The 23,652-nt window shown below is 65.2% G+C and carries 21 protein-coding genes; 13 read left to right on the plus strand and 8 right to left on the minus strand.

Features of this window, described 5'->3' with window-relative positions; translation table 11 throughout:
• Window positions 1-97 precede the first annotated feature (97 nt).
• The 10 genes from CH289_RS17805 to CH289_RS17850 all read left to right on the plus strand — a co-directional run bounded on the left by CH289_RS17805 (window position 98) and on the right by CH289_RS17850 (window position 10,236).
• Window positions 98-739, plus strand: a complete 642-nt coding sequence (locus CH289_RS17805; protein WP_230595456.1) for an SIS domain-containing protein — start codon at window positions 98-100, stop codon at window positions 737-739.
• Window positions 736-2,220, plus strand: coding sequence for a xylulokinase (xylB, locus tag CH289_RS17810; protein WP_037182047.1), 1,485 nt, complete (start codon window positions 736-738; stop codon window positions 2,218-2,220). Before CH289_RS17805 ends, xylB begins: the two co-directional genes overlap by 4 nt.
• Complete coding sequence (locus tag CH289_RS17815; protein WP_094728285.1) at window positions 2,217-2,834, plus strand: beta/alpha barrel domain-containing protein; 618 nt, start codon at window positions 2,217-2,219, stop codon at window positions 2,832-2,834. Before xylB ends, CH289_RS17815 begins: the two co-directional genes overlap by 4 nt.
• The gene (locus CH289_RS17820; protein ID WP_037138612.1) at window positions 2,831-3,874 is read left to right on the plus strand and encodes an NAD(P)-dependent alcohol dehydrogenase; all 1,044 of its coding nucleotides are present in this window, start codon (window positions 2,831-2,833) and stop codon (window positions 3,872-3,874) included. The genes CH289_RS17815 and CH289_RS17820 overlap by 4 nt, the downstream gene beginning before the upstream one ends.
• Complete coding sequence (locus CH289_RS17825; RefSeq protein ID WP_019667696.1) at window positions 3,871-4,635, plus strand: SDR family NAD(P)-dependent oxidoreductase; 765 nt, start codon at window positions 3,871-3,873, stop codon at window positions 4,633-4,635. Before CH289_RS17820 ends, CH289_RS17825 begins: the two co-directional genes overlap by 4 nt.
• Complete coding sequence (locus tag CH289_RS17830) at window positions 4,629-5,684, plus strand: zinc-dependent alcohol dehydrogenase (RefSeq protein ID WP_037138599.1); 1,056 nt, start codon at window positions 4,629-4,631, stop codon at window positions 5,682-5,684. The genes CH289_RS17825 and CH289_RS17830 overlap by 7 nt, the downstream gene beginning before the upstream one ends.
• Window positions 5,681-7,279: a sugar ABC transporter ATP-binding protein gene (locus tag CH289_RS17835; protein WP_019667694.1), complete on the plus strand. Its 1,599-nt coding sequence runs from the start codon at window positions 5,681-5,683 to the stop codon at window positions 7,277-7,279. The genes CH289_RS17830 and CH289_RS17835 overlap by 4 nt, the downstream gene beginning before the upstream one ends.
• Window positions 7,276-8,295: an ABC transporter permease gene (locus CH289_RS17840; RefSeq protein ID WP_020112716.1), complete on the plus strand. Its 1,020-nt coding sequence runs from the start codon at window positions 7,276-7,278 to the stop codon at window positions 8,293-8,295. The genes CH289_RS17835 and CH289_RS17840 overlap by 4 nt, the downstream gene beginning before the upstream one ends.
• A gap of 46 nt (window positions 8,296-8,341) precedes the next feature.
• Window positions 8,342-9,382, plus strand: a complete 1,041-nt coding sequence (locus CH289_RS17845) for a substrate-binding domain-containing protein (RefSeq protein WP_019667692.1) — start codon at window positions 8,342-8,344, stop codon at window positions 9,380-9,382.
• Window positions 9,383-9,477: 95 nt separating this feature from the next.
• Complete coding sequence (locus CH289_RS17850) at window positions 9,478-10,236, plus strand: GolD/DthD family dehydrogenase (protein WP_019667691.1); 759 nt, start codon at window positions 9,478-9,480, stop codon at window positions 10,234-10,236.
• A gap of 18 nt (window positions 10,237-10,254) precedes the next feature.
• Here the strand turns inward: CH289_RS17850 and sigJ are convergent, their stop codons facing one another.
• The 4 genes from sigJ to CH289_RS17870 all read right to left on the minus strand — a co-directional run bounded on the left by sigJ (window position 10,255) and on the right by CH289_RS17870 (window position 14,904).
• The gene (gene sigJ, locus CH289_RS17855) at window positions 10,255-11,172 is read right to left on the minus strand and encodes an RNA polymerase sigma factor SigJ (protein ID WP_019667690.1); all 918 of its coding nucleotides are present in this window, start codon (window positions 11,170-11,172) and stop codon (window positions 10,255-10,257) included.
• Between the two features lie 7 nt (window positions 11,173-11,179).
• Complete coding sequence (locus CH289_RS17860) at window positions 11,180-12,517, minus strand: NAD(P)/FAD-dependent oxidoreductase (protein ID WP_037138591.1); 1,338 nt, start codon at window positions 12,515-12,517, stop codon at window positions 11,180-11,182.
• Window positions 12,518-12,600: 83 nt separating this feature from the next.
• Window positions 12,601-13,830 carry a DUF4185 domain-containing protein gene (locus CH289_RS17865; protein WP_094728301.1) on the minus strand — a complete coding sequence of 410 codons (1,230 nt, stop codon included), beginning with the start codon at window positions 13,828-13,830 and terminating at the stop codon, window positions 12,601-12,603.
• A gap of 237 nt (window positions 13,831-14,067) precedes the next feature.
• The gene (locus CH289_RS17870) at window positions 14,068-14,904 is read right to left on the minus strand and encodes a type IV toxin-antitoxin system AbiEi family antitoxin domain-containing protein (protein ID WP_027498970.1); all 837 of its coding nucleotides are present in this window, start codon (window positions 14,902-14,904) and stop codon (window positions 14,068-14,070) included.
• Window positions 14,905-15,063: 159 nt separating this feature from the next.
• On the opposite strand from CH289_RS17870, the gene CH289_RS17875 reads away from it, so the two are divergent.
• Both CH289_RS17875 and CH289_RS17880 read left to right on the plus strand, forming a co-directional pair.
• Window positions 15,064-15,720 (plus strand): hypothetical protein, encoded by a 657-nt coding sequence (locus tag CH289_RS17875; RefSeq protein WP_094728286.1) that lies wholly within the window; start codon window positions 15,064-15,066, stop codon window positions 15,718-15,720.
• Window positions 15,721-15,732: 12 nt separating this feature from the next.
• Complete coding sequence (locus CH289_RS17880; RefSeq protein ID WP_094728287.1) at window positions 15,733-16,659, plus strand: ABC transporter substrate-binding protein; 927 nt, start codon at window positions 15,733-15,735, stop codon at window positions 16,657-16,659.
• Here the strand turns inward: CH289_RS17880 and CH289_RS17885 are convergent.
• From CH289_RS17885 to CH289_RS17900, 4 genes are all read right to left on the minus strand, one after another.
• Entirely contained in the window at window positions 16,656-18,719 is a 2,064-nt protein-coding gene (locus CH289_RS17885; RefSeq protein WP_094728288.1) for a helicase-associated domain-containing protein, read from the minus strand. The two genes, CH289_RS17880 and CH289_RS17885, sit on opposite strands and share 4 nt — an antisense overlap.
• Before the next feature lie 72 nt (window positions 18,720-18,791).
• Window positions 18,792-19,889: a galactokinase gene (locus CH289_RS17890; protein WP_094728289.1), complete on the minus strand. Its 1,098-nt coding sequence runs from the start codon at window positions 19,887-19,889 to the stop codon at window positions 18,792-18,794.
• Complete coding sequence (gene galT, locus CH289_RS17895) at window positions 19,886-20,971, minus strand: galactose-1-phosphate uridylyltransferase (protein ID WP_094728290.1); 1,086 nt, start codon at window positions 20,969-20,971, stop codon at window positions 19,886-19,888. Before galT ends, CH289_RS17890 begins: the two co-directional genes overlap by 4 nt.
• Window positions 20,968-21,750, minus strand: coding sequence for a DeoR/GlpR family DNA-binding transcription regulator (locus CH289_RS17900; protein ID WP_019667681.1), 783 nt, complete (start codon window positions 21,748-21,750; stop codon window positions 20,968-20,970). The genes galT and CH289_RS17900 overlap by 4 nt, the downstream gene beginning before the upstream one ends.
• A gap of 186 nt (window positions 21,751-21,936) precedes the next feature.
• On the opposite strand from CH289_RS17900, the gene CH289_RS17905 reads away from it, so the two are divergent.
• Entirely contained in the window at window positions 21,937-23,643 is a 1,707-nt protein-coding gene (locus CH289_RS17905) for a sodium:solute symporter family protein (protein WP_371828052.1), read from the plus strand.
• The last annotated feature ends 9 nt before the right edge of the window (window positions 23,644-23,652 follow it).

Below are 23,652 nucleotides of genomic sequence, written 5' to 3' on the forward strand. Positions count from 1 at the left end.
TGATGCCTCATGCTCATATGAGCAACCTCGTTGACATATGAGCAACTAGCCATGCATGATCCTGTTCACAAATCACGTGAGCAGTGAGGTACTACATATGAGCGAGCTCGACGACGCTGAACTGCAGCGTCTCGCGCACACGGTGTTGGTCCGAGAGGCCTCGGGCCTGAACGGCCTGGCCGACACCGTCGAACCGAGCGTCGTTCGCGTCGCCCGGGCACTGGTCGAGACCAGGGGCAAGGTCATCACCACCGGTTCCGGCACGTCCGGGATCATGGCCGAACGACTGGCTCACCTGTTGTCGGTATGTGGAACCCCGTCCCTGTACCTCCCCGCGATGGATGCACTCCACGGCGGGATGGCTGCGATCAGCACCGACGACCTCGTCCTCGCGATCTCGAAGACCGGTCGATCGGCCGAACTCACACAATTGACGAGCCGACTCGTCGGTCGCGGGATTCGAGTCGTCGCCGTCACGGAAGCTGCGAACTCTCCGTTCGCCCGGGCAGCAACCGACATCGCCGAACTACCCACCACCGCACCCGATGCCGATCCCGGCAACATGATCGCGCTCGCCAGCACCTTGGCCGTCGGCGCATGGGGCGACGCAGTCAGCGTCGTCGCCATGGCGCTCACCGGCCACACCCTCCACGACGTCGTCAACTCGCATCCCGCAGGGGGCGTCGGCACCCGTGAGGACGTATTGGACAGCAACGACGCACCGGTGGTGGGACTGTGAGCCGCAGCGTCGTCATCGGCATCGACTCGTCCACCCAGTCGTGCAAAGCGGAGGTCCGCGACGCCGACACCGGTGACCTCCTCGGCTCCGGCACTGCGCCGCACACGCCCGCATTCCCGCCGTGCAGCGAACAGGATCCACGGTCGTGGTGGGACGCCCTGGTCACCGCCGTCCGCGCCGCGCTGGCGGCCGCAGGCGACGTCTCGGTCTCCGCGATGTCGGTGGCAGCACAATGCCACGGATTGGTTCTTCTGGGCGCGGACGACGAACCCCTACGTCCTGCCAAACTGTGGAACGACACGACCGGCGCCGACCAGCTGGCGAAACTCGTCGAGCGAATCGGCGGGCCGGAATGGGTGCGCCGGATCGGGTCACTGCCCACCGCCGCCTTCACGATCGCGAAGCTCGCATGGGTGGCCGAGCACGAACCCCGTGTACTGGATGCCGCGCAACGCGTTCTTCTTCCGCACGACTACCTGACCTACCGCCTCACCGGCCGAGCCGTGACCGATCGCTCCGACGCGTCCGGCACCGGATACTTCGACGCCACGACCGATTCCTGGCTACCCGAGTACCTCGATGCCGCTGCCGGCGCACGTGACTGGCTTCCGATGCTGCCGACTGTCCTCGGCGGCGCCGACGCGGCAGGCCACGTGACCGAGCGCGCAGCCACCGAGCTCGGCATCACCGGACCGGTACTCGTCGGCGCAGGTGCAGGCGATCAGCACGCCGCGTACCTCGGTCTCGGCCTGCGCGACGGCGATCAATACGTCGGTCTCGGCACGTCGGGCGTCGTCGCGACCTCCACGCGCACCCCGGTGTTCGACGAAGGCGGCGTCGTCAACGGGGTCGCCGACGCGACGGGCGGTTACCTACCGCTCATCTGCACCCTCAACGCGGCACGGGTAGGAGACACTGCGGCCAGGATCCTCGGAACCGATCACACCGGCCTCGCCGAGCTCGCACTCGCCGCGGGACCGACTGTCGGCCCCACGCTGGTGCCGTTCCTCGACGGCGAACGCACGCCCAACCGTCCCCACGCCCGTGGGCTGCTGTCCGAGATCACGTCGGCGACGACGCGCGAGGAAATGGCACGTGCATTCCTGGAAGGCCCCCTGCTGTCCCTGCTTTCGGGCCGAGACGCACTACGCTCGTTCGGCATTCGCTGCGAAGGCCCCCTGACGGTCGTCGGAGGCGGTGCCCGGTCGCGGGCGACCCTGCAACTGCTGGCGGATCTCGCCGGCGACACGGTGACCGTGCCCGACGCCGACGAGGCGACCGCTCGCGGCGCGTGCGTACAGGCCGCGGCGGTCGCTGCGGGTCACGACATCGACGGCATGGTCGCGCTCTCTCAGCGCTGGACGCCCACGGACCGCGCGACGGTTGCGCCCCGCAAGACCGAGCGCGACATCGACGCGGTTCGCGAGAACTGGCGTCGGGCAGCAGCTGTGGACGTGCTCGATCGGAGCGACGCGCCATGACCGTCGCGCTCGCTCCCTGGCACACCGGCCTCGAAAGCATCCTGGCGGGAAGCATCTACGCTGCTCCATCCGGCTCACGCATCGACGCCGCGCGTGCCCTCGTCGCCGCGGGAATCTCGGTGCACGTCGACGTCATGGCGCCAGGGGAAGGTCTGCCCACCGGCATCGACCCCGCCGAGCTCGCCGAACTCGCCCAAGTTGTTCCGCAGCCCATGATGGGGATCCATCTCATCGGCAGCGCCGCAGGAGTTCGCATGATGCTGCCGACGATCCCGGACTGCGGAGATCTGTACGTACCCATCGGGATTCGGGACGAACGCAACTGCCGATTCTGGGCAGCGGTCTGGGACGAGTTCGACGACACTCCACCCACCACCGAGGATCTGCAGGGATACCACGGGGTGCTCGTCATGCTTCTGGAGCCGGGTACATCCGGCACTGCAGACCCGGATCGACTGGAGTCCGTGCGAACGTTCTCCGCCCACGGTGACGTCACTGTCGACGGCGGTGTCACACCCGACCTGATACCCCGCTGCCGCTCCGCCGGCGCCACGACGCTCGTCGTCGGCCGCGCCCTACTCACCGATCCCTCACTGCCGGAAGGACAATCATGACCACCGCCACACCCACACCTCCCGCATCGTCGATGCGCGCGAGCGTGATGACCGGCGTGCGCACGCTCGAGATCGAGGACAGACCCGTCCCCACCCCGGCACCGTACGAAGTTCTGATCGAGGTCGCTGCTGTCGGCGTCTGCGGCTCGGATGTGCACTACTACCGGGAGGGACGCATCGGCGACTTCGTCGTGAACGACCCGATGGTGCTCGGCCACGAATTGTCCGGCCGCATCGCCGCTGTCGGTGACGGTGTCGACACCGCGCGGATCGGCCAGCGCGTCGCCGTCGAACCACAGCATCCGTGCCGCCGCTGCGCGCAGTGTATGGCCGGCCGCTACAACCTGTGCCCCGACATGAAGTTCTACGCGACACCGCCGATCGACGGCGCGTTCTGCCGGTACGTCACCATCGACGCCGACTTCGCACACCCCGTCCCGGATTCGCTGTCCGACGAGGCTGCTGCACTTCTCGAACCGCTGTCGGTGGCCGTCACGACGATGCGCAAAGCGGGCATCGTGCCGGGATCGTCGATCCTGATCGCCGGAGCCGGACCCATCGGCATCATCACCGCCCAAGCAGCGCGTGCATTCGGGGCGGCACGCATCGTGGTCTCCGATCCCGTCGAGTCGCGGCGTGAACGCGCCCTCACCTTCGGCGCGACCGAGGTCATCGACCCGATGACCCAGGATGTCGCAGCACTCGCCCCCCAGGTCGACGCGTTCGTCGACGCCAGCGGCGCAGTCCCCGCCGTCCAGAGCGGCATCCGCGCCGTCGGCCCGGCAGGCCGTGTCGTCCTCGTCGGGATGGGCGCCGACAACTACCCACTGCCGATCAGCCATATCCAGAACCTGGAGATCACCGTCACCGGCGTGTTTCGTTACACCGACACCTGGCCGGCGGCAATCCATCTCGCGTCCAGCGGGCTCGTCGATCTCGATCGACTCGTCACCGGACGCTACGACCTCGAACACGTCGCCGACGCGCTCGAGAGCGACACCGACCCTGCCAGCCTCAAGTCGATAGTGGTGCCAGCATGAGCAAGAATCCTTTCGATCTGACCGGACGAACCGCAATCGTCACGGGCGGCAACCAAGGACTCGGACGCGCGTTCGCGTTCGGTCTCGCCGCTGCGGGCGCCCACGTCGCCATCGCCGGACGCAGCGCAGAACGGAACGAGAAGGTCGTCGCCGAGGCCGCAGCCGAGGGATACACGTTCGAGGCCATCACCGCCGACATCACCGAACGTGCCGACATCGAGCGCATGACTGCCGAGGCACTCGAGAAGCTCGGTCGGATCGACATTCTCGTCAACAACGCCGGCACTTGCTACCACAACGATTCGTGGGACGTCACCGAGAACGAGTGGGACAACGTCTTCGATCTCAACGTCAAAGCATTGTGGGAGTGCAGCATTTCTGTCGGCGCACACATGCGCGAGCGCGGCACGGGCTCGATCGTCAACATCGGGTCCATGTCCGGCATCATCGTCAACCGCCCCCAGATGCAACCCGCGTACAACGCATCGAAGGCAGCCGTGCACCACCTCACCAAATCACTTGCCGCGGAATGGGGAACGCTCGGAATACGCGTGAACGCAGTCGCACCCGGCTACTGCAAGACGGAGATGGCACCCGTCGACCGGCCCGATCTGCAGCGCTACTGGATCGAGGATGCACCGATGCAGCGCTACGCGATGCCCGAGGAGATCGCCCCGAGCGTCGTCTTCCTCGCCAGTGACGCCGCAAGCTTCATCACCGGATCGGTTCTCGTCGCAGACGGAGGCTACACAGCATGGTGAGCACCGAAACTGCAACCGTTCGACGCATTCTCGTCGAAGGAATCGACGACGTCAGCGTCGAGACCGTCGACGTTCCCGAAGCCGGACCCGGTGAAGTGCGGGTGCGCAGCACGGTCGTCGGAATCTGCGGATCCGACATTCACGCCGCGCACGGCCGTCATCCGTTCATCGACCTGCCGTTCCGCCCCGGCCACGAGGTCGTCGGCGTCGTCGACGCCGTCGGTGACGGTGCCGACGCCTCGCTCGTGGGCACCCGCGTGGTGATCGAGCCGAACCTGGCGTGCGGGCACTGCACCCAATGCCGCGCGGGACGCTACAACATCTGCGCCGAACTCGCCGTCTTCGGATGTCAGACCCCTGGCGGACTCACCGACGCCTTCACCATCGCCGCGGATCGCGTCATCCCGCTGGCCGACGGCCTGGACGACCGCCACGCCGCCCTCATCGAACCTCTCGCCACACCGGTGCACGCCGTACGCCGCGCAGCGGGTCTGGTCGGCGGTCTGGAGGGCAAACGCGTCGCCGTCCTGGGTGCGGGGCCGATCGGACTGTTCGTCCTGCTCGCCGCACGCCGCGCCGGTGCCGTCGTCGTCGTCGCGGACCTGCTCGATTCCAAGCGGGCACGCGCCGAACGTCTCGGCGCTGTCGGCAGTTTCGATCCGACGTCGGGCGACGCCGTCTCTGCCGCGAAAGACGCTCTCGGCGGGCCGGCCGATGTGGTCATCGACTGCGTGTCCCGTGAATCGTCGGTTGCGCAGGCGATCGACATCGTCGACAAGGGCGGCGCCGTACTGATCGTCGGTGTCGCAGCCGGCGCCACCCCGGTCCCCCTCGATCTGATCCAGGACCGCGAGATCGTCGTCGCCGGATGCCTCATGTACGTGCGAGAGGACGTCCAGGAAGCAATCGACATGCTCACCGAGGGCACGGTCCCGATCGACGAGTTCGTCACGGCGGAGTTCCCGCTGGAACGCGCAGCGGACGCGTTCGCCGCCTCGACCGACCCCGAGCACGTCAAGGTCCTGATCACCGTCGGTGACCGACCATGACCGGGCTGCTCGAATGTCGGGACGTGACCAAGAGTTTCGGCGGCGTTCCCGTGCTGAAGGGAATCACCCTCGAGCTCGAACCCGGCACCGTCACGGCTCTGGCCGGCGAGAACGGTGCGGGCAAGTCGACGCTCATGAAGATCGCGACCGGTCAGCTGCGCGCCGATACCGGCACGGTCACGATCGGCGAGCACACGCTCTCCTCCGGTGATCCCCGCGACGCAGTGCGTCACGGCGTCGCGATCGTCCCGCAAGAGCTGGCATCGATCGACGACATGACGGTGTACGAGAACATGTTCGTCGGACGCGAGAAGCGGCGCGGCCTCTTCCTCGACCGTCGCGCGATGATCAAGGAAGCCGCCGAGACCCTCAGTGTCTTCGACGTCTCCATCTCCCCCACCGCACGTATGGGGTCGCTACCGGTCGGCCTTCGACAGATCATCGAGATCGTCAAGGCCGCCCGCACGGGTGCACAGGTGGTCATGCTCGACGAGCCGACCTCGGCCATTTCCGAGCGGGAAGTCGAGGGGCTGTACAAAGTCATGCAGCAGCTCCGCGACCGCGGAGTCGCCATGGTGTACACCACCCACAAGATGGCCGAGATCCGCGCGATCGCAGACCGTGTCGTCGTTCTGCGTGACGGCAAGTTGATCACCGACGAGAAGCTCACGGACATCACCGACGACGACATCGTCACTGCGATGATCGGCCGGGAACTGGAGAATCTCTTTCCTTCCGTCGGCAAGGACACCGGAGACGTCGTCCTGGAAGTCGAGAACCTTCAGGTCGTCGGCGCATCCGAGCCGGTGAACCTGACCGTCCGCCGCGGCGAGATCGTAGGCCTCGCCGGGCTTGTCGGCGCCGGCCGCACCGAGTTGCTCGAAGCGCTGTTCGGCATGCGCGCGGTGACGTCGGGAACCGTGAAGGTTTCCGGCAAGACGGTTCCGAAAGGTAAACCAGCGGCGGCGATCACCGCAGGGATGGCCATGGTGCCCGAGGACCGCAAGGTCAACGGTGTGGTGCTGTCGATGAGCGTGCTGGACAACGGTTCCCTGCCGAGACTGTCCTCGTTCAGTATCGCCGGATGGCTTCGCACCAAGTCCCGCTCCACGGCAGTGTCCGACGCCATGGACTCGGTCCGACTCCGTAGCCGTGGACTCGGCCAGAGCGTGGGAACTCTGTCGGGCGGAAATCAACAGAAAGTCGTACTCGCACGCTGGCTTACCGGTACCGTCGACGTGTTGCTGCTCGACGAGCCCACCCGCGGCGTCGACGTCGGAGCTCGCTCCGAGATCTATCGCATCATCACCGAATTCGCCAGCCGCGGAATGGCCGTCGTCATGGCGTCGTCGGACATGCCGGAAATCGTCGGACTGTCTCATCGTGCGTTCGTCATGCGCGAGGGTGCCTTCGTCGGTGAACTGGACCGAGATGCGCTCGATCACCCCGAAGTTCAGGACTCGGTGTTCAGGCTGGCCACGGCCCTCGACACCCGGACCACCGACACCGTTGCGACCGACACCCGGACCACCGATACACCGAGCGACACCGTTGCGACCGACAAGCGGTCGACATTCGAGGAGGCACCACAGTGACAACACCCGTCGCTGAACCGGACGAGAAGACGTCCGTATCGGCCATCACAGGGGAACCGGTGCGCCGGTTCTCCAGCGCGTGGGCCGGCGCGCTCGCGCTGCGCTATTCGATGGTCATCGTCATGCTGCTGGTGATCGCGTATTTCTCATACCGCAGTGCGCGATTCGGCACCGTCGACAACCTGCAGACCATTCTCGTCGCGGCTGCACCGTTCGCGCTGATCGCACTCGGTCAGACGCTGGTGATCCTGACCGGTGGAATCGACCTCTCGGTCGGCAGCGTCATCGCAGTGTCCGCCATGGCGTCCGCTGCTGTGGCCAAGGCCAACCCAGGACAGGTCTGGCTGACCGTGCTGGTCGCGATGTTCGTCGGCCTCGTCGCAGGTTCCATCAACGGATTCCTGGTTTCCCGCATCAATGTTCCTCCGTTCATCGCGACACTCGGTATGCTCACCGCAGGTTCAGGTTTCGCGTATGTGATCGGTGGTGGCGCTCCGATCAACGGCCTTCCGGCCGAGTTCGGCCAGATCGCCAACACCAAGATCTTCGGACTTCAAATTCCCGTCCTCGTGATGATCATCGGCATCATCGTCCTGGCAGTGGTGATGAAGCGGACCGCCTACGGCATGCGTGTCTACGCGGTCGGTGGAAACCGTACCGCTGCAGAGATCGCGGGCATCAATGCCAAGAACGTTCTCTTCAGCGTCTACGCGCTGTCCGGAGTGCTCGCCGGATTGTCCGGTGTGATGCTGGCGTCGCGCGTAATCTCCGGTCCACCGAACCTGGGCCAGGGCTACGAGCTCGACGCCATCGCGGCCGTCGTCATCGGAGGCGCAAGCCTCATGGGCGGACGCGGCACCATCTGGGGAACTGCGCTCGGCCTGTTCATGATCCAAACCCTCAACAACGGTCTCGACCTGCTCGTCGTCCCCGCGTACTGGCAGGACGTCATCAAGGGCGTGCTCATCGTCGCTGCCGTCTCGGTCGACGTCTGGTCGTCCAAGCGAAGAACCTGACCGCTCTCGTCCCTCACCTCACTACCCACCGATCCGGAGAAGAACAATGAAGTTTGCTTCCAAGATGCTGACCGTGGCGGCCACGGGCATCCTCGCCGTCGGCGTCACTGCCTGCGGCGCAGGCGACACCAGCGCCCAGGACGGCAAGACGCGCATCGGCGTCACCGTGTACGACATGAGTTCCTTCATCACCGCAGGCAAGGAGGGCATGGAAACCTACGCTGCGGCCAACGACATCGAGCTGCTGTGGAACTCGGCGAACAACGACGTCTCGGTCCAGGCCAGCCAGGTCGATTCCCTCATCAACCAGGGCGTCGACGCCATCATCGTCGTTCCGGCACAGGCTGATTCGCTGGCACCTCAGGTCCAGTCCGCCAAGGACAAGGGCATCCCGGTCATCGCCGTGAACGCCGAACTCGAGACCGACCAGATCTCCGGCAACGTTCAGCCCGACGACGTCGCAGCAGGCGCGCAGGAGATGCAGATGATGGCCGACGAGCTCGGCGGGCGCGGCAACATCGTCATCCTGCAGGGACCGCTCGGTGGCTCCGGTGAGATCAACCGCGGTGCGGGCATCGATCAGGTACTCGCGAACTACCCGGACATCAACGTGCTGGCCAAGGACACCGCCAACTGGAAGCGCGACGAGGCCGTCAACAAGACCAAGAACTGGCTCTCGAGCTTCGGCGACCAGATCGACGGCGTCGTCGCGCAGAACGACGACATGGGCCTCGGCGCGTTGCAGGCGCTGAAGGAAGCCGGACGCACCGACGTCCCGATCGTGGGAATCGACGGTATCGAGGACGGCCTCAACGCCGTCAAGAGCGGTGAGTTCATCGGCACGTCCCTGCAGAACGGCACCGTCGAACTCTCGGCAGGTCTGGCAGTCGCCCACAAGATCGCGCAAGGCGAAGACGTCGACACGGCACCGGTGTACGTCATGCCTGCCATCACCGCAGACAACGTGGACGTCGCCATCGAGCACGTCGTGACCGACCGTCAGGCGTTCCTCGACGGACTGGTGGATCTGACCGCTCAGAACCTCGAGACCGGCAACATCGCCAACGAAGGAATCCCCGGGCAGTAACTTTCCCGGTTCCGATCTTCGAGGCGGGGCGGCAGCTCTCCCCCTCCAGCCCGCCCCGCCTCGAATGCCACCTGTACAGAGAAAGGCCCGTCTTCATGACCGCACTGCCCGCCCCCGTCGATCTGTCCCTCGACGGCAAGGTCGCCGTCGTCACCGGCGGTGCGTCGGGCATCGGCGCAGCGATCGGCGCGGCCTACGTCGCCCAGGGAGCACGCGTCGTCCTGCTCGATCGCGACGGAGATGCGGCAGCGAAGCAGGCCGACGACATCGGCGCGCACAGCGTCGAGTGCGATGTAGCCGACCGATCGTCCGTTGCACACGCCGCACACAAGGTCGTCGAAGACTTCGGACGCGTGGACATCCTGGTCAATTCAGCTGGAGTCGCCCGACTCGCTGCCGCCGAGGATCTCTCCGACGACTTCTGGAACCTGACGATGAACGTCAACCTCACCGGAACGTTCCTCGTATGTCAGGAATTCGGGCGCGTCATGCTGGATGCAGGCAGCGGCCGGATAGTCAACATCGCGTCCCAGGCGGCAACTGTCGCCATCGAAGAACATGCGGCCTACTGCGCGTCGAAATTCGGCGTACTGGGTTTGACGAAAGTCCTCGCTGCCGAATGGGCGGGCCGCGGCGTCACCGTCAACACCATCTCCCCCACCGTCGTGATGACACCGCTGGGCCGAGACGCGTGGACCAATCCGAAGGGCGACGCTCTCCGGGCGCGTATCCCGGTGGGCCGCTTCGCCGAGACCGACGACATCACCACGGTGGCCGTCTTCCTGGCTTCCCCTGGCGCGGCCATGATCAACGGCGCCGACATCCTCGTGGACGGCGGTTACACGATTCTGTGACCCGAAGACGGTGACGGGTCAGATGTTTCGCGGCAGCCAGCTGGTCAACTTCTCCGGGTTCAGCATGAACCAGACGTCGACGATGTGGCCGTCCACCACGCGGAAGCTGGCCGTCCCGACTGTCCGGTCATCCGCTACGAGACGGTAACCGAGGCCGTCCGCCATCCGGGTCTCCTCGACACGCAGAGCGGGCTGCTTCCCGACGACACCGAGCACGAAGCGCGCCACGCGGTCGGAGCCGAGAACCGGCCGTCTGGCGGCACTGACGAATCCTCCACCGTCGGAACGCAAGGTCACGTCGGGCGCCAGCACCTTCATCAGCTCGCCGATGTCGCCACCGCGGCTGGCCGCCAGAAACGACCGAACCGTCGCGTCGTGGTCGGATTCCGCCACGAGAGTCGAGCGTCGCTCGCGCACATGCCGTCGAGCGGCCGACGCCAATTGCCGGGTTGCCGCGGGCGAGCGGCCGACGATCCCCGCGATCTCGTCGAACGGCACCGCGAACACGTCGTGCAGTACGAACGCCACCCGTTCGGCAGGAGTCATCGCTTCGAGCACCACCAGAAGCGCTGTGCCGACGGCGTCGTCGAGGGTGACACGGTCGGCCGGATCGATCTCCGCAGCAGTGCCGGCGAACAGGTCAGCCGGCACCGGTTCCGGAAGCCACTCTCCGACATAGCGTTCACGCCTCGCTCGTGCAGAACCGAGGAGATCGAGTGCCACCCGACTCCCGACGCGCGTCAACCACGCCGCCGGATTCGCGATCTCCGCCCGTTCCTCCTCGCTCAGTCGATACCACCGCAGATACGTCTCCTGCACCACGTCCTCGGCGTCGGACAGCGTCCCGGTCATCCGATAGGCCATCGACAGCAACCTGCGTCGCTCGTCGTGGACGTCGCCGAGATGTGCAGGCAAGAACTCGGTCTCGTCGTCCATCACCGGATCATGCCACTTCCCCGTCGACGTTCGCGCGCGGTTGCCCGGCCCTCGTGAATGCATCCCGCGGGGCCACGGTCGCCGCGAGCGAGGCAATGTCGCGGCGACCGACGAACGCGCCGACCCAGCCGAGCAGAACCCGAATCTTGCGCTCCCACGTCGGTACCGCAAGGACGTGGTACCCGCGGTGCATCGCCCATGCGGGCCATCCCTTGACGACGATCCACTTGTACTGGAACAGACCGTGTCCCCGGCCGAGAGTCGCGACCACCCCGAGGCTGCTGTGCACGTAGTTCTTCGGTTCGCGGCCGCGCACACTTGCAACGATGTTGGACGCCAGCCTTTTTGCTTGCCGAACCGCGTGCTGCGCATTGGGAACCGTCGTCGCGCCGTGCCCGACGGCGAGGTCCGGCACCACCGCGTTGTCGCCTGCCGCCCAGGCGTCGGCGACGGTCTCTTCCTCGGTTCCGACGCGCAGGTCCGCACGTGTCACAAGGAATCCTCGTGCGTCGACGGGGAGGTCCGTGTGCCGTGCGACGACGCCGTTCGCAGCGTTGCCCGCAGTCCAGACGATCAGATCCGAGTCGAACTCTTCCCCCGTCGACAACACGACGTGGCCGCCGACGGCCGACACCATCTGGGCGTTCAGGTGCACGTGCGCGCCGCGACCCCTCAGATGCCGGACGACCCAGCGTCCCGGCCCGTCGCTCACCTCGGGCAGAATCCTGCCCTGCGCCTCGACGAGGTGGAACGCAAGCTCGCGGGCCCCGATCTCCGGGTAGTACGTCAGCTGCTCGGTCGCGAGAGACAGCGCCTCCGCGAAACCTTCGACTCCCGAGAATCCACCGCCGACGAACGTCACGGTCAGCAGGCGGGCACGCTCGGGGCCGTCGGGCAGAGCAGCTGCCCGGTCGAACGCGGTGAGCAGCCTGTCCCGGATCGCGACGGCCTCCTCGACGTTCTTCATGCCGATCGCCTCGTCGACGAGACCCGGAATCGGGAACGTCCGCGTGACGGCACCCGCCGTGACCACGACGATGTCGTAGTTCAGTTCGATGTCGCGGCCGTCGAGGCCGTGGGCTCGGACGAGCTTTCGTGCGTGATCGATCCGGTCCACGGTGGCGGCAACGAGGGTGGTGCGGCGCAGGTGCCGACGCAGCGACACGACGGTGTGCCTCGGCTCGATCGCGCCGGAGACCACCTCGGGCAGAAACGGCTGGTAGGTCATGTAGGGGCGAGGATCCACCAGAGTCACGTGCGCCTCGTCGCGGTGAAGCTTCTTCTCGAGATTCAGCGCTGTGTAGAGCCCGGCATACCCGCCGCCGACGATGAGGATCTCCGTCATGTCCCGCCTCCGATTGTGTCTGTACCTCTACGACGACACAGCCGACTCATATGTGAGGAGGCATCAAGTGGTGCGGGACTCGGCTACTTCAAAACGTCGACGTTGGTCCGCAGCAGCAGCACGTTGTAGTCCGACCACCGTGACGCGGTGAAGTAGAGGTCGTTGCCGCTGGACAGTGGGTGGATGTACGGCGCGTAGATTCCGCCGCTGGTCTGCCGGCTGTTCAGGAGCGTCTTCGGCGCACTCCACGGCCCTTCGGGCTTCTCCGACGTGCGGGCCACGATGGTCCTGTCGACCTCGTTGCCGTACAACATGACATACCGCTTCAGAGTGTCGTTCCAGGCCACCGACAATTCGCTGACGGGTTCCGTCACCACCGACTTCGAATCGGCCACATTCGTCGACCAGGGCTTGGCCTGATCCTGCGTCGAGTACTCGTACTTCGTCAGGTCGAGGATCTCCTCCGGCTTCACGCGGGCAACGAACGCGGCGCCGAAACGACCGTTGGGCGTACCGAATTGGTAGACGTAGCCGTCCTGACCTTCCGCGTAGGCGTTCATCTGGTACTTGCCGTTGCTCTCCTCGACCTGAGGGAACGCCGGAATCGTGATGCCTGCGTTGACCCGGATCGTCGCGGCCGCAGTCTGCCAGCTCTGCCCGTTGTCCTTCGACGTCGCGATCGCGGAGAAGTTGGTGACCCACCGACCGGGTGCTCCCCACGAGCGCACCGACATGTAGTTCATGTACTGCACACCGCCGATCGAGATGGCTGCAGTAGGAATGACGGTGTCCTCGACGCCTGCGACGCCCAGACTGGGTACGACCTCGCTGGCGAATCCTGCTGGTTCGACGACCGCGCCCGACGTGGAATCGCCCGGCACTCCGTCGGCTACGGTGATGCCGTCGGCGAGGTTCTTGTCGTCCGACCGCAGCAGAACGTTGCTTCGCCACTGCGCCCCGGTCACCGAGCAATTACCGAACGTGTCACCGAACGCCATCAGCGTCTGCCCGGACCCGTTGTCCCAGCTGATGCCCAGATCCGTCCCGGAGATGCCGAACCGGTCGTAGGTGTTGTTGGGGCTCAACGGCCCGGTGACCCATGCAACCGACGTCGCGTTGCCGGAGATCGCGGGAAGCTGGCCCTGCGGTCCACGCGGATTCTTCTCGGGTCCACCACCCGCGCTACCCGAGGACCCGAACAGCGGCGACGAGCCCGGCCCGCCGATGCCTCCACACGGTTCCGCACTGGCGGTGGGTGACGAGAGAACGGTGAGTCCACTCGCCGCGAGGGTAAGAACAGCGCCGATCGCCATCTGCCGAGTACGTGCGCGCATGAACGCTCCCACCGTGTCGTGTGACTCGTGTTACTCATGAGACTGATGGGGTGAGTGTTACGTAAATCCTCACTTCTCGCAAGGCGTCCGGGCACGACAAATACACAAGCAGCAGAATGACATCCGTGTAAGTTGGCCCAGTTCAGGCCCGATCCTGACGCTCCACTATCGACTCGAATGCGCGGAAAACCGCAGATTCGTCCAAGGAATGGAGCGTCAGGCACCCCTGCTGCGTCTACGGCGCCGCACAACGCCGACAATCTGATCCGCCACGGCGTCGACATCGCGGTACACCGTTGCAGCGGAGTAGCGGAGCACCAACCAGTCGTCGAGGATCATCCGGTTTTGTCTGACCCTGTCGTTGTCGAAAGGCCCGGGCGCGATGTGGTACTCGCGCCCGTCGATCTCCACGTCGACCTTGGCGTGATAGTCCACGAGATCTCCGAGGTACGGGCCGATGGGTGCGTTGATGTTCATCCGAACACCGCGAGCCCGGACGGCCCTGGCAACCATCCGCTCCGGTTCGGAGAATGTGCCTGGGCAACAGTGTTCCAACTGACGACGAACCTCACGCATGCCCTTCATTCCTTTCGTGGCAACGATGTGGTCGGTGACCGCTCGCCACGACACCCGTGCGCCGATATTGCGGTCGAAGAACTGGTCGAGCGGATCACCGGTCAGTGTGGACGCGACATCCACGAAGCACTGGGCGGCGAATACCACCGGTAGGCCGTGCCTTTCGGTCGACGACACGGACCGGCGGTGCAGCACGAATCCGTCGACACTGCTGACCCGTACCGATACCGGCACGGTCGCGTGAACCGTCGACGGCTCGTCGTCGAGCAGGCCCCAGAGCCACGCTGCGCTGTCGTGACTGAGTACTGCATCGCTCCGCCACAGGGTGAGGGCGGTGCACAGGTCGAAGTAGGATGGTTCGGGATCCGAATAGATCCGAGGAAGGACCCTGAACAAGCGACCCGTCCGTACCCTCCGTGCGATGCCGGACCGTGCAATCCCCTGACTCTCCAGTTGTGCACGCGTGTAGACCCCCATGGCTCGTCACTCTGCACTGCCGGCCGCGCGCCCAACCCTCGGCGAACACCCGCCTGTGGATAACGAGAACGCCTGTGGATGAACCAGCTGCAGTCGAATTTCGTACCGACAGGACGATCGATTGGGAATGGTTGCCCGCATGTAGTTGGATCGTCAGTCATGGCGGCAACCGAGCGTTTCACCTTTCCGACCGAACGAGCCCAGCGCACGACGGTGCTGACCGGCACGGCGTCCGGCCACCGAACCAGGTACTGGGAACTGTCCGATCACATCGCCTATCCCGGCATCCGCAACATCGTCGCGGACTACATCAACGCCACGATCTCCGACCCGGCGAACACCGTCCGGCACGGGTGGACCGTCGCCGCGCTTCCCTCGGCAGACTCACCCGCCCACGAGCGTCGACTCCTGACCCTCACCTGCGGCGGCGTCGACACCCTCGTCGTCACCGAATTCAGCGACGACGAAGACGACTCGATCGAACTGGAAATGCTCGTCAACACCGACACTGCGAACGGGTACTCCGACGAGCAACTCGACTTCTCCACCGAATTGGTCACCGCCACACGAGAAACGGCAGACACCGCGGACGTCTGGTCGTGGCGAATCGACATCGGCGCACTCCTCACCGACGACGCCGACATCGACTTCGGAATCTCCGACGACGAATTCGACGACCTGGCCTACGCACTCAACTCACGTTCGATGGCCGACCGCGCACCCGACACCAGCGACCACAGCGACGATCTTGCCGGCGACCTGCTCGCCGAGGCCTATCGGCAGCTGCGGGACGCCGACGACGCTACCGTCGACTGACACGTCGAAGGAATGGGGAACATGACACATCGACCGGTGCGCATACCGACAGTTCTGGCCGTGATGGCGGCGACCGTTGCCTTGACTGTCTCGGGGTGTGGGAGCGATACGACCGACGAACAACCCGCGGATAAGGCCGCCGGCGACGGGACGTTTCCCAGGACCGTTGCGTCCGACGTCGTGATCGAGTCGAGGCCGACGTCCATCGTCTCACTGAGCCCGACTGCGACGGAGACGTTGTTCGCCGTCGGTGCAGGCGAGCAGGTGGTCGCGGTGGACAGTCAGTCCGACTTCCCGACCGACGCACCCAGAACCGAGCTGTCCGCGTACACACCGAGCTTGGAGGCGATCATCGGCTACGACCCGGATCTGGTGGTTGCCTCCGACGACATCGACGGCCTCGTCGCCGGTCTGGACGCAGCCGATGTACCGGTACTGCTCCTTCCCGCCGCGACGAGCATCGACGACACCTACGCCCAGATCGAGACCATCGCCGACGCCACCGGTCACGACACCGAAGGTGACGCAGTGGTCGCGGACATGCGCACACGCATCGATGCCGCGGTGGCGAGCGTTCCCCAGTCGAACGCGACCTACTTCCACGAACTCGATTCGATGCTCTACACCGTGACGAGCGAGAGCTTCATCGGCCGAATCTACGGCCTGTTCGGCTTGACCAGTATCGCCGACGGTGCCGGCACCGATTATCCGCAGATGTCCGACGAAGGTGTTGTCGCGGCCGACCCCGACATCGTCTTCCTGGCCGACTCGCAGTGTTGCGGGGTGACGGCGGAAATCGTTGCAGCTCGGCCGGGTTGGGCGTCGACCACCGCGGTACGTGACGGTGCGATCATCACGATGGACGAGGATCTGTCGAGCCGGTGGGGTCCGCGCGTCGCGGATCAGGTCGAAGCCGTCGCCACTGCGCTCAGCAGCTAGTCACCGGCCGACGCGAGCGCCTCGGCCAGTTCGTCGTACGACGGTGCCGTACCGAGAGCGTAGGACGGCGCCGGCTCTGCGTTCGGTGCCACCTGCGTGCGCCCGATGATCACCTGGCCGTCCGAATCACGATGCACAGGCGCATACCCCGCTGATCGAAGCGCCTCCAGCGACGCCTCGATCGGCGCGGTGAACCCGACAACCGTGGGCGCGAGAACAACCGGACCGAGCTTCGACAACCGTCTGTTCGCCGTGATCTCCGAGATCAACGCTTCGTCGGGCGCCACCACTGCACAGGCAAGCGTGTAGGCACCGATGCTGCCGTGCGTGCGGGCTACATCGTTCACCAGATAGGTCAACGCCTGCGGGATGCCGCCGGTCGAGAACCTGTCGAGACCCTCGAGCACCTCGGTGACGGAGAGGCCGTCGTCGAAAGCCTCACGGACACTGGCCTGATCGAACCGCCACGTCGTCGCGGCCCCGGTCGCCTCGCGTACCGCGACACTGTCGAAGAAGTGGGCCAGCGTGGTTCCGGGTGGCCCGAACACCACTGCCGTCAGATCCGCGCCGACGGTCGCGCGCATGTGCGCTGTGGACACGGCCCGCTCCACTGCGTCGAATACGTTCTCGGACAACAAAGCTCGACCCAGTTCGGTGCCGGCGCCCAGCGCCCGGGCGCCGACGAGTTCCGCCTCACGCTGCGTCATCTGCAGTATGTCCAGGCCCTCCTCGACGGGAAAGCACGGGAACGTCCACCCGAGCATCGTCACCACTGCCCCGTCGTCGGCAAAGGCGTGTCCCGCCTGAACGAGTTCGTGTGCCGACACGACCGCGCGGCGCAACAATCTCGGCGGGATCTGGCGCGATTCGTCGGCAACGCCTTCGTACTCCGCGAGATACACGGCGTCGGCGTTCCACCATGTCTGGAGCAATGATGCAGCCTGGGTACCCGGATCACTTGCCAACCACCGGACCGATCGGTCCGTCGCGACCAGAACATGCGAGGCCGGAGCGTGCCTTCGGCCCTTCGGCGCCGGCAGAGCTTCGAAGTCGAGCAGACGGTCGCCCAACGCGAGTTCCAGAGCCATCTGGACGGCGTCGACCTCGCCGTGTAGATCCTTGGCCATCGCACGCACCGTGCGCACGCCGACGGCATTGGATTTGAGCAGCTGGATCGGCGTGGTCGATGCAGATTCGATCGCCCCGGTCACGAGCTCCACCATGCGAAGAACGCGCGCCGACGCTTCCGCCTCCACGTGCCCCGCGTCGACCGGTTCGGAGTCGACCTCGGGCGGAGTCGGGCTGAATGGTAGAACGAAATCGGCACCGAGAAGCGCCCGGGTCAGCTGCACCGGCATCGACACCGGCCCGTTCGCGACCTGCCATGCCAATCCCCGCTGCACTGCCCATGCACCGGGACGCGCGGCCGTCAGATACACCGGATCCGCGTAGAGGATCGAGTCTCGGCGGGCAGCGTCGTACAGAAACTCTTTCTCGGCATCCGGCGCAGACTCCACCACACTCCGCAGTGCATCGGGGTCGTCGAACAACGACACGAGCTGTTCCACCACCTCGGGCCGGGCCCCGTCTCCGCGGAGACCCAGCTTCGTCGAGACCGAACGCAGCACCGGAAGCGCAGCCGCATCCAAGGACCGGCGAACATCGGTGCCGTAACTCCGAACCGCGTACACCGGAAGAGGATGTACCGCTGTCAGCACCCCATCCGACACCCACGCGATCTGCAGTTCGGCCAGATCCACCACTACAGCCTCGAAGCCCGACTCCGGATCTCCCAGCAACCGACGGACGGCATCGACCGTCGCCGGCATCCGCAGCTGCTTGCACAACGCAACCGCGGACAGCACCTCCACCGCCGGCCGCGGCAGCGTCAGGTAGACATCTGCGAACGAATCGCCCCCGACCAGATGACGTGCCAGCTCGTCGAGGTCCTCGGGAGCATCCGTCCGCGCCACATGTCGGCGCCGCAGCAGCAACGCCAGCGCATCCACGTCCAAAGCCGCAATTCGCTCGCGAACGGACTCCTCGACAGCGGTAAGCATGACCGCAACCCTAATCCTGGCCGCGGAAGTTCCCGAACAGCAGGAACGTGACCTGCAGAACGATGTCCGGCGTTACGTCCGGTCGTTCACGAGCGCGGCCCCGCGGCCGGCCCGGGCGGTGAAGATCGTCGGGTCCGGGAAACCCCGCTCGGCGATGTCGGACGTCACCGCTGTGGTGATGCGGTCGACGTCGGGTGCCGGAACGAGTGCGATCACGCATCCTCCGAAGCCGCCCCCGGTCATGCGTGCGCCGAGAGCTCCGTGTACACCGAGTGATTCGGCGATGAGATCGATGTGGGGTGTGGTGATCTCGAAGTCGTCGCGCATCGAGGCGTGGGACTGGTCCATCAGAGTTCCGACTCGACGAAAGTCACCGCTCGCCATGGCTTTCGCGCACTCGAGTACGCGTTGATTCTCGCTGAGGACGTGACGAACTCTCGCCCGGTCGACCGAATCCCCGATCCGCTCCAGAACGTCCTCGCCCTGCACCTCTCGCAGCGAGTCGACGCCCAGTTCTCGCGCCGCGCGGGTACACGACTCGCGACGTGCCCGGTACTCCCCGGTCGAGTGCTGATGCGCTGCATTGGAATTGACGACCAGCAGCACCAGATCGTGCGCGTCGAGCTCGAACGCAACCGGTTCGACGGACGAGGTCTCGAAGTCGATGAGCAGCGCCCGGTCGACCTCGCCGCCCAGAGACGCCAACTGATCCATCAGGCCCGTCGGCGCACCGACGAAATCGTTCTCACCGCGCTGCGCGAGCCGTGCTACGTCCAGACGGTCGAGTTCGGTTCCGGTGGCCGCGTTCATACTCAGGAGCACGGCGCATTCGAGGGCCGCCGACGAGGACAGACCCGCTCCGATGGGCACGTCGCTGTGAACGCTCATCGCGCCTCCGACGACGGGGTGTCCCGCCTGCGCGAGAGCCCAGACCACACCAGCCGCGTAGGACGCCCAGCCGTCGACGTCGCCGGGCTGCGCGGTCACGTCGAACGCGGAACCGACGCCCTCTTCGTCGCTGGCCAGCGTGATTCGGTCCGACCCGTCCGGCTCGAACGTCACCGTGGTGCGTTCCTCGAGCGCGATGGGCATCGCGAAACCGAGGTTGTAATCGGTGTGCTCGCCGATCAGGTTGATCCGCCCGGGCGCGTACGCCGTGTACGTGGTCACAATGCCTTCAATCTGTCGGCCATCTGCTCGGGGGTGACGTCGGTGATGAACGCGTCCATGGCCGATTCGGATCCGGCCAGGTACTTGAGTTTGGTCTCCGACCGTCGGACCGACATCAGCTCGATGTGAAAGTACCCGTCCGCCTGGATTCCGTCCGACCGATACTGGTGCAGGGCCGAGATGTACGGCAGCGGTGCCGGATACATCCTGTCGAAACGGCCCAGAACGTCGAGGTAGACATCGGTCAGCGAGTCGAGTTCGTCCTCGGTCAGATTCAACAGACTGTGGACGTGTCGATTCGGGTAGATGTGCACCTCGACGGGCCAGCGAGCCGCGAACGGAACGAATGCCGTGAAGTGCTCGCCGGACACCAGCACCCTACGACCGTCGGCGATCTCCTGCCCGAGAATGTCGGCGAACAAGTTGCGTCCGTGGACCGCGGCGAACTCGCGAGCCTGACGCAGCATCGACGTCGTCCGCGGCGTCAGGTACGGGTACCCGTAGATCTGCCCGTGCGGATGAGACAACGTGACGCCGATGTCCTCCCCTCGGTTCTCGAAACAGAAGACCTGTTCGATACCGTCGCGTCCCAACAGATCTGCGGTTCGCTCGCGCCACACGTCGACGACAAGACGTGCATGGTCGTGAGACAGATCAGCGAATGACGCGGTGTGATCACTGGAGAAGCAGATGACCTCGCAGCGCCCGATTCCGGGAGCCTGCAGATCACCGTCGTGCAGAATCGGTGCATCGGGGCCTGCGTGCGACAGGCTCGGAAAGCGATTCTCGAACACGACCACGTCGTAATCCGCTGCGGGAACTTCACTTCGGTCTCCGCCCGGCGACGGACACAGAGGGCACTGATCTGCGGGCGGCTTGTACGTGCGGTCCTGCCGCAACGCCGCGATCGCAACCCAATCACCGGTCTGACGGTCACGCCGTACCTCCGACTGCGCCCCGTTCGGTCGCGCGGCCAGAGGCCGAACGTCCGGAACCGGGTGAGCGACGTGGCCGGGCAACGAGAAGAAGAGGATCTCCCGGCCGTCGGCGAGATCGGCTCGAACGGGGTGCTGCGTGGTCATGATTTCTCCGTCTCGGCTACCAGGATGTTCTCCACGTGCGGCGCCAGCGCGGCCCTGTCGGCCACGTCGAGACCGTCGTCGACGACGAGTGTGTCGATGTCCGACATTCGCCCGAACACGTTGGTGCCCACTTCTCGATACTTGGTGTTGTCCGCCAACACGAACAATCGTCGGCTGGTTGCGATGAGCCGACGATTGGTCTCGGCCTCGGCGATGTTCGGTGTGGTCAAGCCGGATTCGATGTCGAAACCGTGCACACCGAGGAACACTGCGTCGACACGGAACACGTCGAGAGCTGCGTTGGCGATCGGCCCGACGAGCGCGTCCGACGGGGTGCGTGAGCCGCCGGTGAGGTAGACGACAGGATTGGGCTCGTCGGGGTGCCCGGTCAGCTCCTGAAAGATCGAAATCGAATTGGTGACAACAGTGATGGCGTCGCGGCCCCTGAGCAGTCTCGCCAGTTCCAGCGTCGTCGTGCCGGCACTGACGGCGATGGTCATTCCATCCTCGACTGCTCCGAGGGCGGCACGGCCGATAGCGACCTTCTCGGCGTGCTGCCGTGCTGCCTTCGCCGTCGACGGTGGCTCGATACCTCGGTTCCCTCGCACGATCGCACCGCCGTGGACCTTGCGCAGCACTTGACGCTCGTCCAGAACGTCCAGATCACGCCGGATCGTCATCTCCGAGACGCCCAGGAGATCGGCCAGTTCGACCACCTTGACTGCGCCGTCGGTATGCAGCGCCGCCAGGATCGCGGAGTGTCGTTCCGCTGCCAGCATCGGCACCTACCTCTGATTTCGGGGCACGACTGAATCGGTGCACCAGCGACCTTGATGAATCGAACATTACCAAACAGAACCGGACACAAATGCGGGAACGGATGTACGTAATTGTTTGAACCTGTTACTTTGTGTTCACATCGCTCACACCAGTGAGCCAGCTCACTCAACCAGGGAGGTTGACGCGTGACGTCGACTCTTGCGGCAGAAGGCGTGCTTTCGTTCAACACGAACGCGCTGGACTACGTGCTCATCGCCGTGTACTTCGTGTTCGTTCTCGGGATCGGCTACGTCGCCCGCCGACAGCTCTCCACCAGTTTGGACTTCTTCCTTTCCGGACGCAGACTCCCCGCGTGGGTCACCGGCATCGCCTTCGTGTCCGCGAACCTCGGCGCCGTCGAGATCATGGGCATGTCCGCGAACGGCGCCCAGCTGGGCCTCGCCACCATGCATTACTACTGGATCGGTGCGATCCCCGCGATGCTGTTCCTCGGCATCGTGATGATGCCGTTCTACTACGGCTCCAAGGTGCGCAGCGTCCCCGAGTTCATGCGCAAACGATTCGACACCAAAGCCCACCTCGTCAACGCCATCAGTTTCGCCGTCGCACAGATTCTCATCGCGGGCGTCAACCTGTTCCTGCTGGCCACCGTCGTGAAAGTCCTTCTCGGATGGTCGCTGTGGGTCTCACTCATCGTGGCCGCAGCCATCGTGCTCACCTACACCGTCCTCGGTGGCCTCTCCGCAGCGATCTACAACGAGGTGCTGCAGTTCTTCGTCATCCTCGCCGCCCTGGTTCCGCTGACGGTGATCGGTTTGATCAAGATCGGCGGGTGGTCCGGCCTCAAGGACAAAGTCGTACCGACGGTCACCGACGGCACCGTCACTGCGTCGGCGGGAGAACAACTCTCGTCGTGGCCGGGGCAAGCGCTGAGCGGGTTCGACTCACCGATCCTGTCCGTGATCGGCATCGTGTTCGGTCTCGGATTCGTCCTGTCCTTCGGATACTGGACGACCAACTTCGTCGAGGTACAGCGCGCGATGGCGTCGAGCTCGATGTCCGCAGCGCGGCGCGCACCGATCATCGGTGCGATCCCGAAGATGCTGGTGCCCTTCGTCGTCGTGGTCCCCGGCATGATCGCTGCCGCCGCGATCGGGGACATGATCAACCTGAAGGAGAACGGAACCGGCGACATCACGTACAACGACGCGATGCTGCTGATGATGCGAGACATCCTCCCCAACGGCCTACTGGGCGTGGCCGTCGCCGGCTTGATGGCTGCCTTCATGGCAGGTATGGCCGCGAACATCTCCGCCTTCAACACCGTCTTCAGTTACGACCTGTGGCAGCAATACATCGTCAAGAACCGCGAGGACGGTTACTACATCACCGTCGGTCGCGTCGCGACTGTCGCTGCAACGATTCTCGCGATCTTCACCGCGCTCATCGCGTCGGGCTACTCCAACTTGATGGACTACCTGCAGACGCTGTTCGGGTTCTTCAACGCTCCCCTGTTCGCCACCTTCATCCTCGGTATGTTCTGGAAGAAGATGACGCCCGCAGCCGGATGGATCGGACTTGTCTCGGGCACGTCGGCAGCGGTCCTCGTCTTCATTCTGTCCGAAGTCGGCGTGATCAACCTTCCAGGACAGGGCATGCCGTTCGTCGCGGCGTCGGCTGCATTCGTCGTCGACATCGTGGTCAGCATCGGCGTCAGCATGGTGACACAGCCGAAACCGGTGAAGGAACTCGTCGGATTCGTCTACTCGGAAACTCCGCGAGACATGTTCACCGACCCCGAAGACGCCACGAACCCCTGGTACAAGCGACCGGTTCCCCTGGCAGGCTTCGCGCTCGGCCTCGTCGTCGTCCTCAACATCGTCTTCCACTAGAGGAGAACC

The sequence above is a fragment of the Rhodococcus sp. RS1C4 genome (genome assembly GCF_002258225.1).
GTDB lineage: Bacteria > Actinomycetota > Actinomycetes > Mycobacteriales > Mycobacteriaceae > Rhodococcoides > Rhodococcoides fascians_E.

Bases quoted from the DNA above. Each gene is read 5' to 3' on its own strand.
- CH289_RS17805 (WP_230595456.1), top strand. From the start codon at position 98: ATGAGCGAGCTCGACGACGCTGAACTGCAGCGTCTCGCGCACACGGTG.
- CH289_RS17815 (WP_094728285.1), top strand. From the start codon at position 2,217: ATGACCGTCGCGCTCGCTCCCTGGCACACCGGCCTCGAAAGCATCCTG.
- CH289_RS17820 (WP_037138612.1), top strand. From the start codon at position 2,831: ATGACCACCGCCACACCCACACCTCCCGCATCGTCGATGCGCGCGAGC.
- CH289_RS17825 (WP_019667696.1), top strand. From the start codon at position 3,871: ATGAGCAAGAATCCTTTCGATCTGACCGGACGAACCGCAATCGTCACG.
- CH289_RS17830 (WP_037138599.1), top strand. From the start codon at position 4,629: ATGGTGAGCACCGAAACTGCAACCGTTCGACGCATTCTCGTCGAAGGA.
- CH289_RS17835 (WP_019667694.1), top strand. From the start codon at position 5,681: ATGACCGGGCTGCTCGAATGTCGGGACGTGACCAAGAGTTTCGGCGGC.
- CH289_RS17845 (WP_019667692.1), top strand. From the start codon at position 8,342: ATGAAGTTTGCTTCCAAGATGCTGACCGTGGCGGCCACGGGCATCCTC.
- CH289_RS17850 (WP_019667691.1), top strand. From the start codon at position 9,478: ATGACCGCACTGCCCGCCCCCGTCGATCTGTCCCTCGACGGCAAGGTC.
- sigJ (WP_019667690.1), bottom strand. From the start codon at position 11,172: ATGGACGACGAGACCGAGTTCTTGCCTGCACATCTCGGCGACGTCCAC.
- CH289_RS17860 (WP_037138591.1), bottom strand. From the start codon at position 12,517: ATGACGGAGATCCTCATCGTCGGCGGCGGGTATGCCGGGCTCTACACA.
- CH289_RS17865 (WP_094728301.1), bottom strand. From the start codon at position 13,830: ATGGCGATCGGCGCTGTTCTTACCCTCGCGGCGAGTGGACTCACCGTT.
- CH289_RS17870 (WP_027498970.1), bottom strand. From the start codon at position 14,904: ATGGGGGTCTACACGCGTGCACAACTGGAGAGTCAGGGGATTGCACGG.
- CH289_RS17875 (WP_094728286.1), top strand. From the start codon at position 15,064: ATGGCGGCAACCGAGCGTTTCACCTTTCCGACCGAACGAGCCCAGCGC.
- CH289_RS17880 (WP_094728287.1), top strand. From the start codon at position 15,733: ATGGGGAACATGACACATCGACCGGTGCGCATACCGACAGTTCTGGCC.
- CH289_RS17885 (WP_094728288.1), bottom strand. From the start codon at position 18,719: ATGCTTACCGCTGTCGAGGAGTCCGTTCGCGAGCGAATTGCGGCTTTG.
- galT (WP_094728290.1), bottom strand. From the start codon at position 20,971: ATGACCACGCAGCACCCCGTTCGAGCCGATCTCGCCGACGGCCGGGAG.
- CH289_RS17900 (WP_019667681.1), bottom strand. From the start codon at position 21,750: ATGCTGGCAGCGGAACGACACTCCGCGATCCTGGCGGCGCTGCATACC.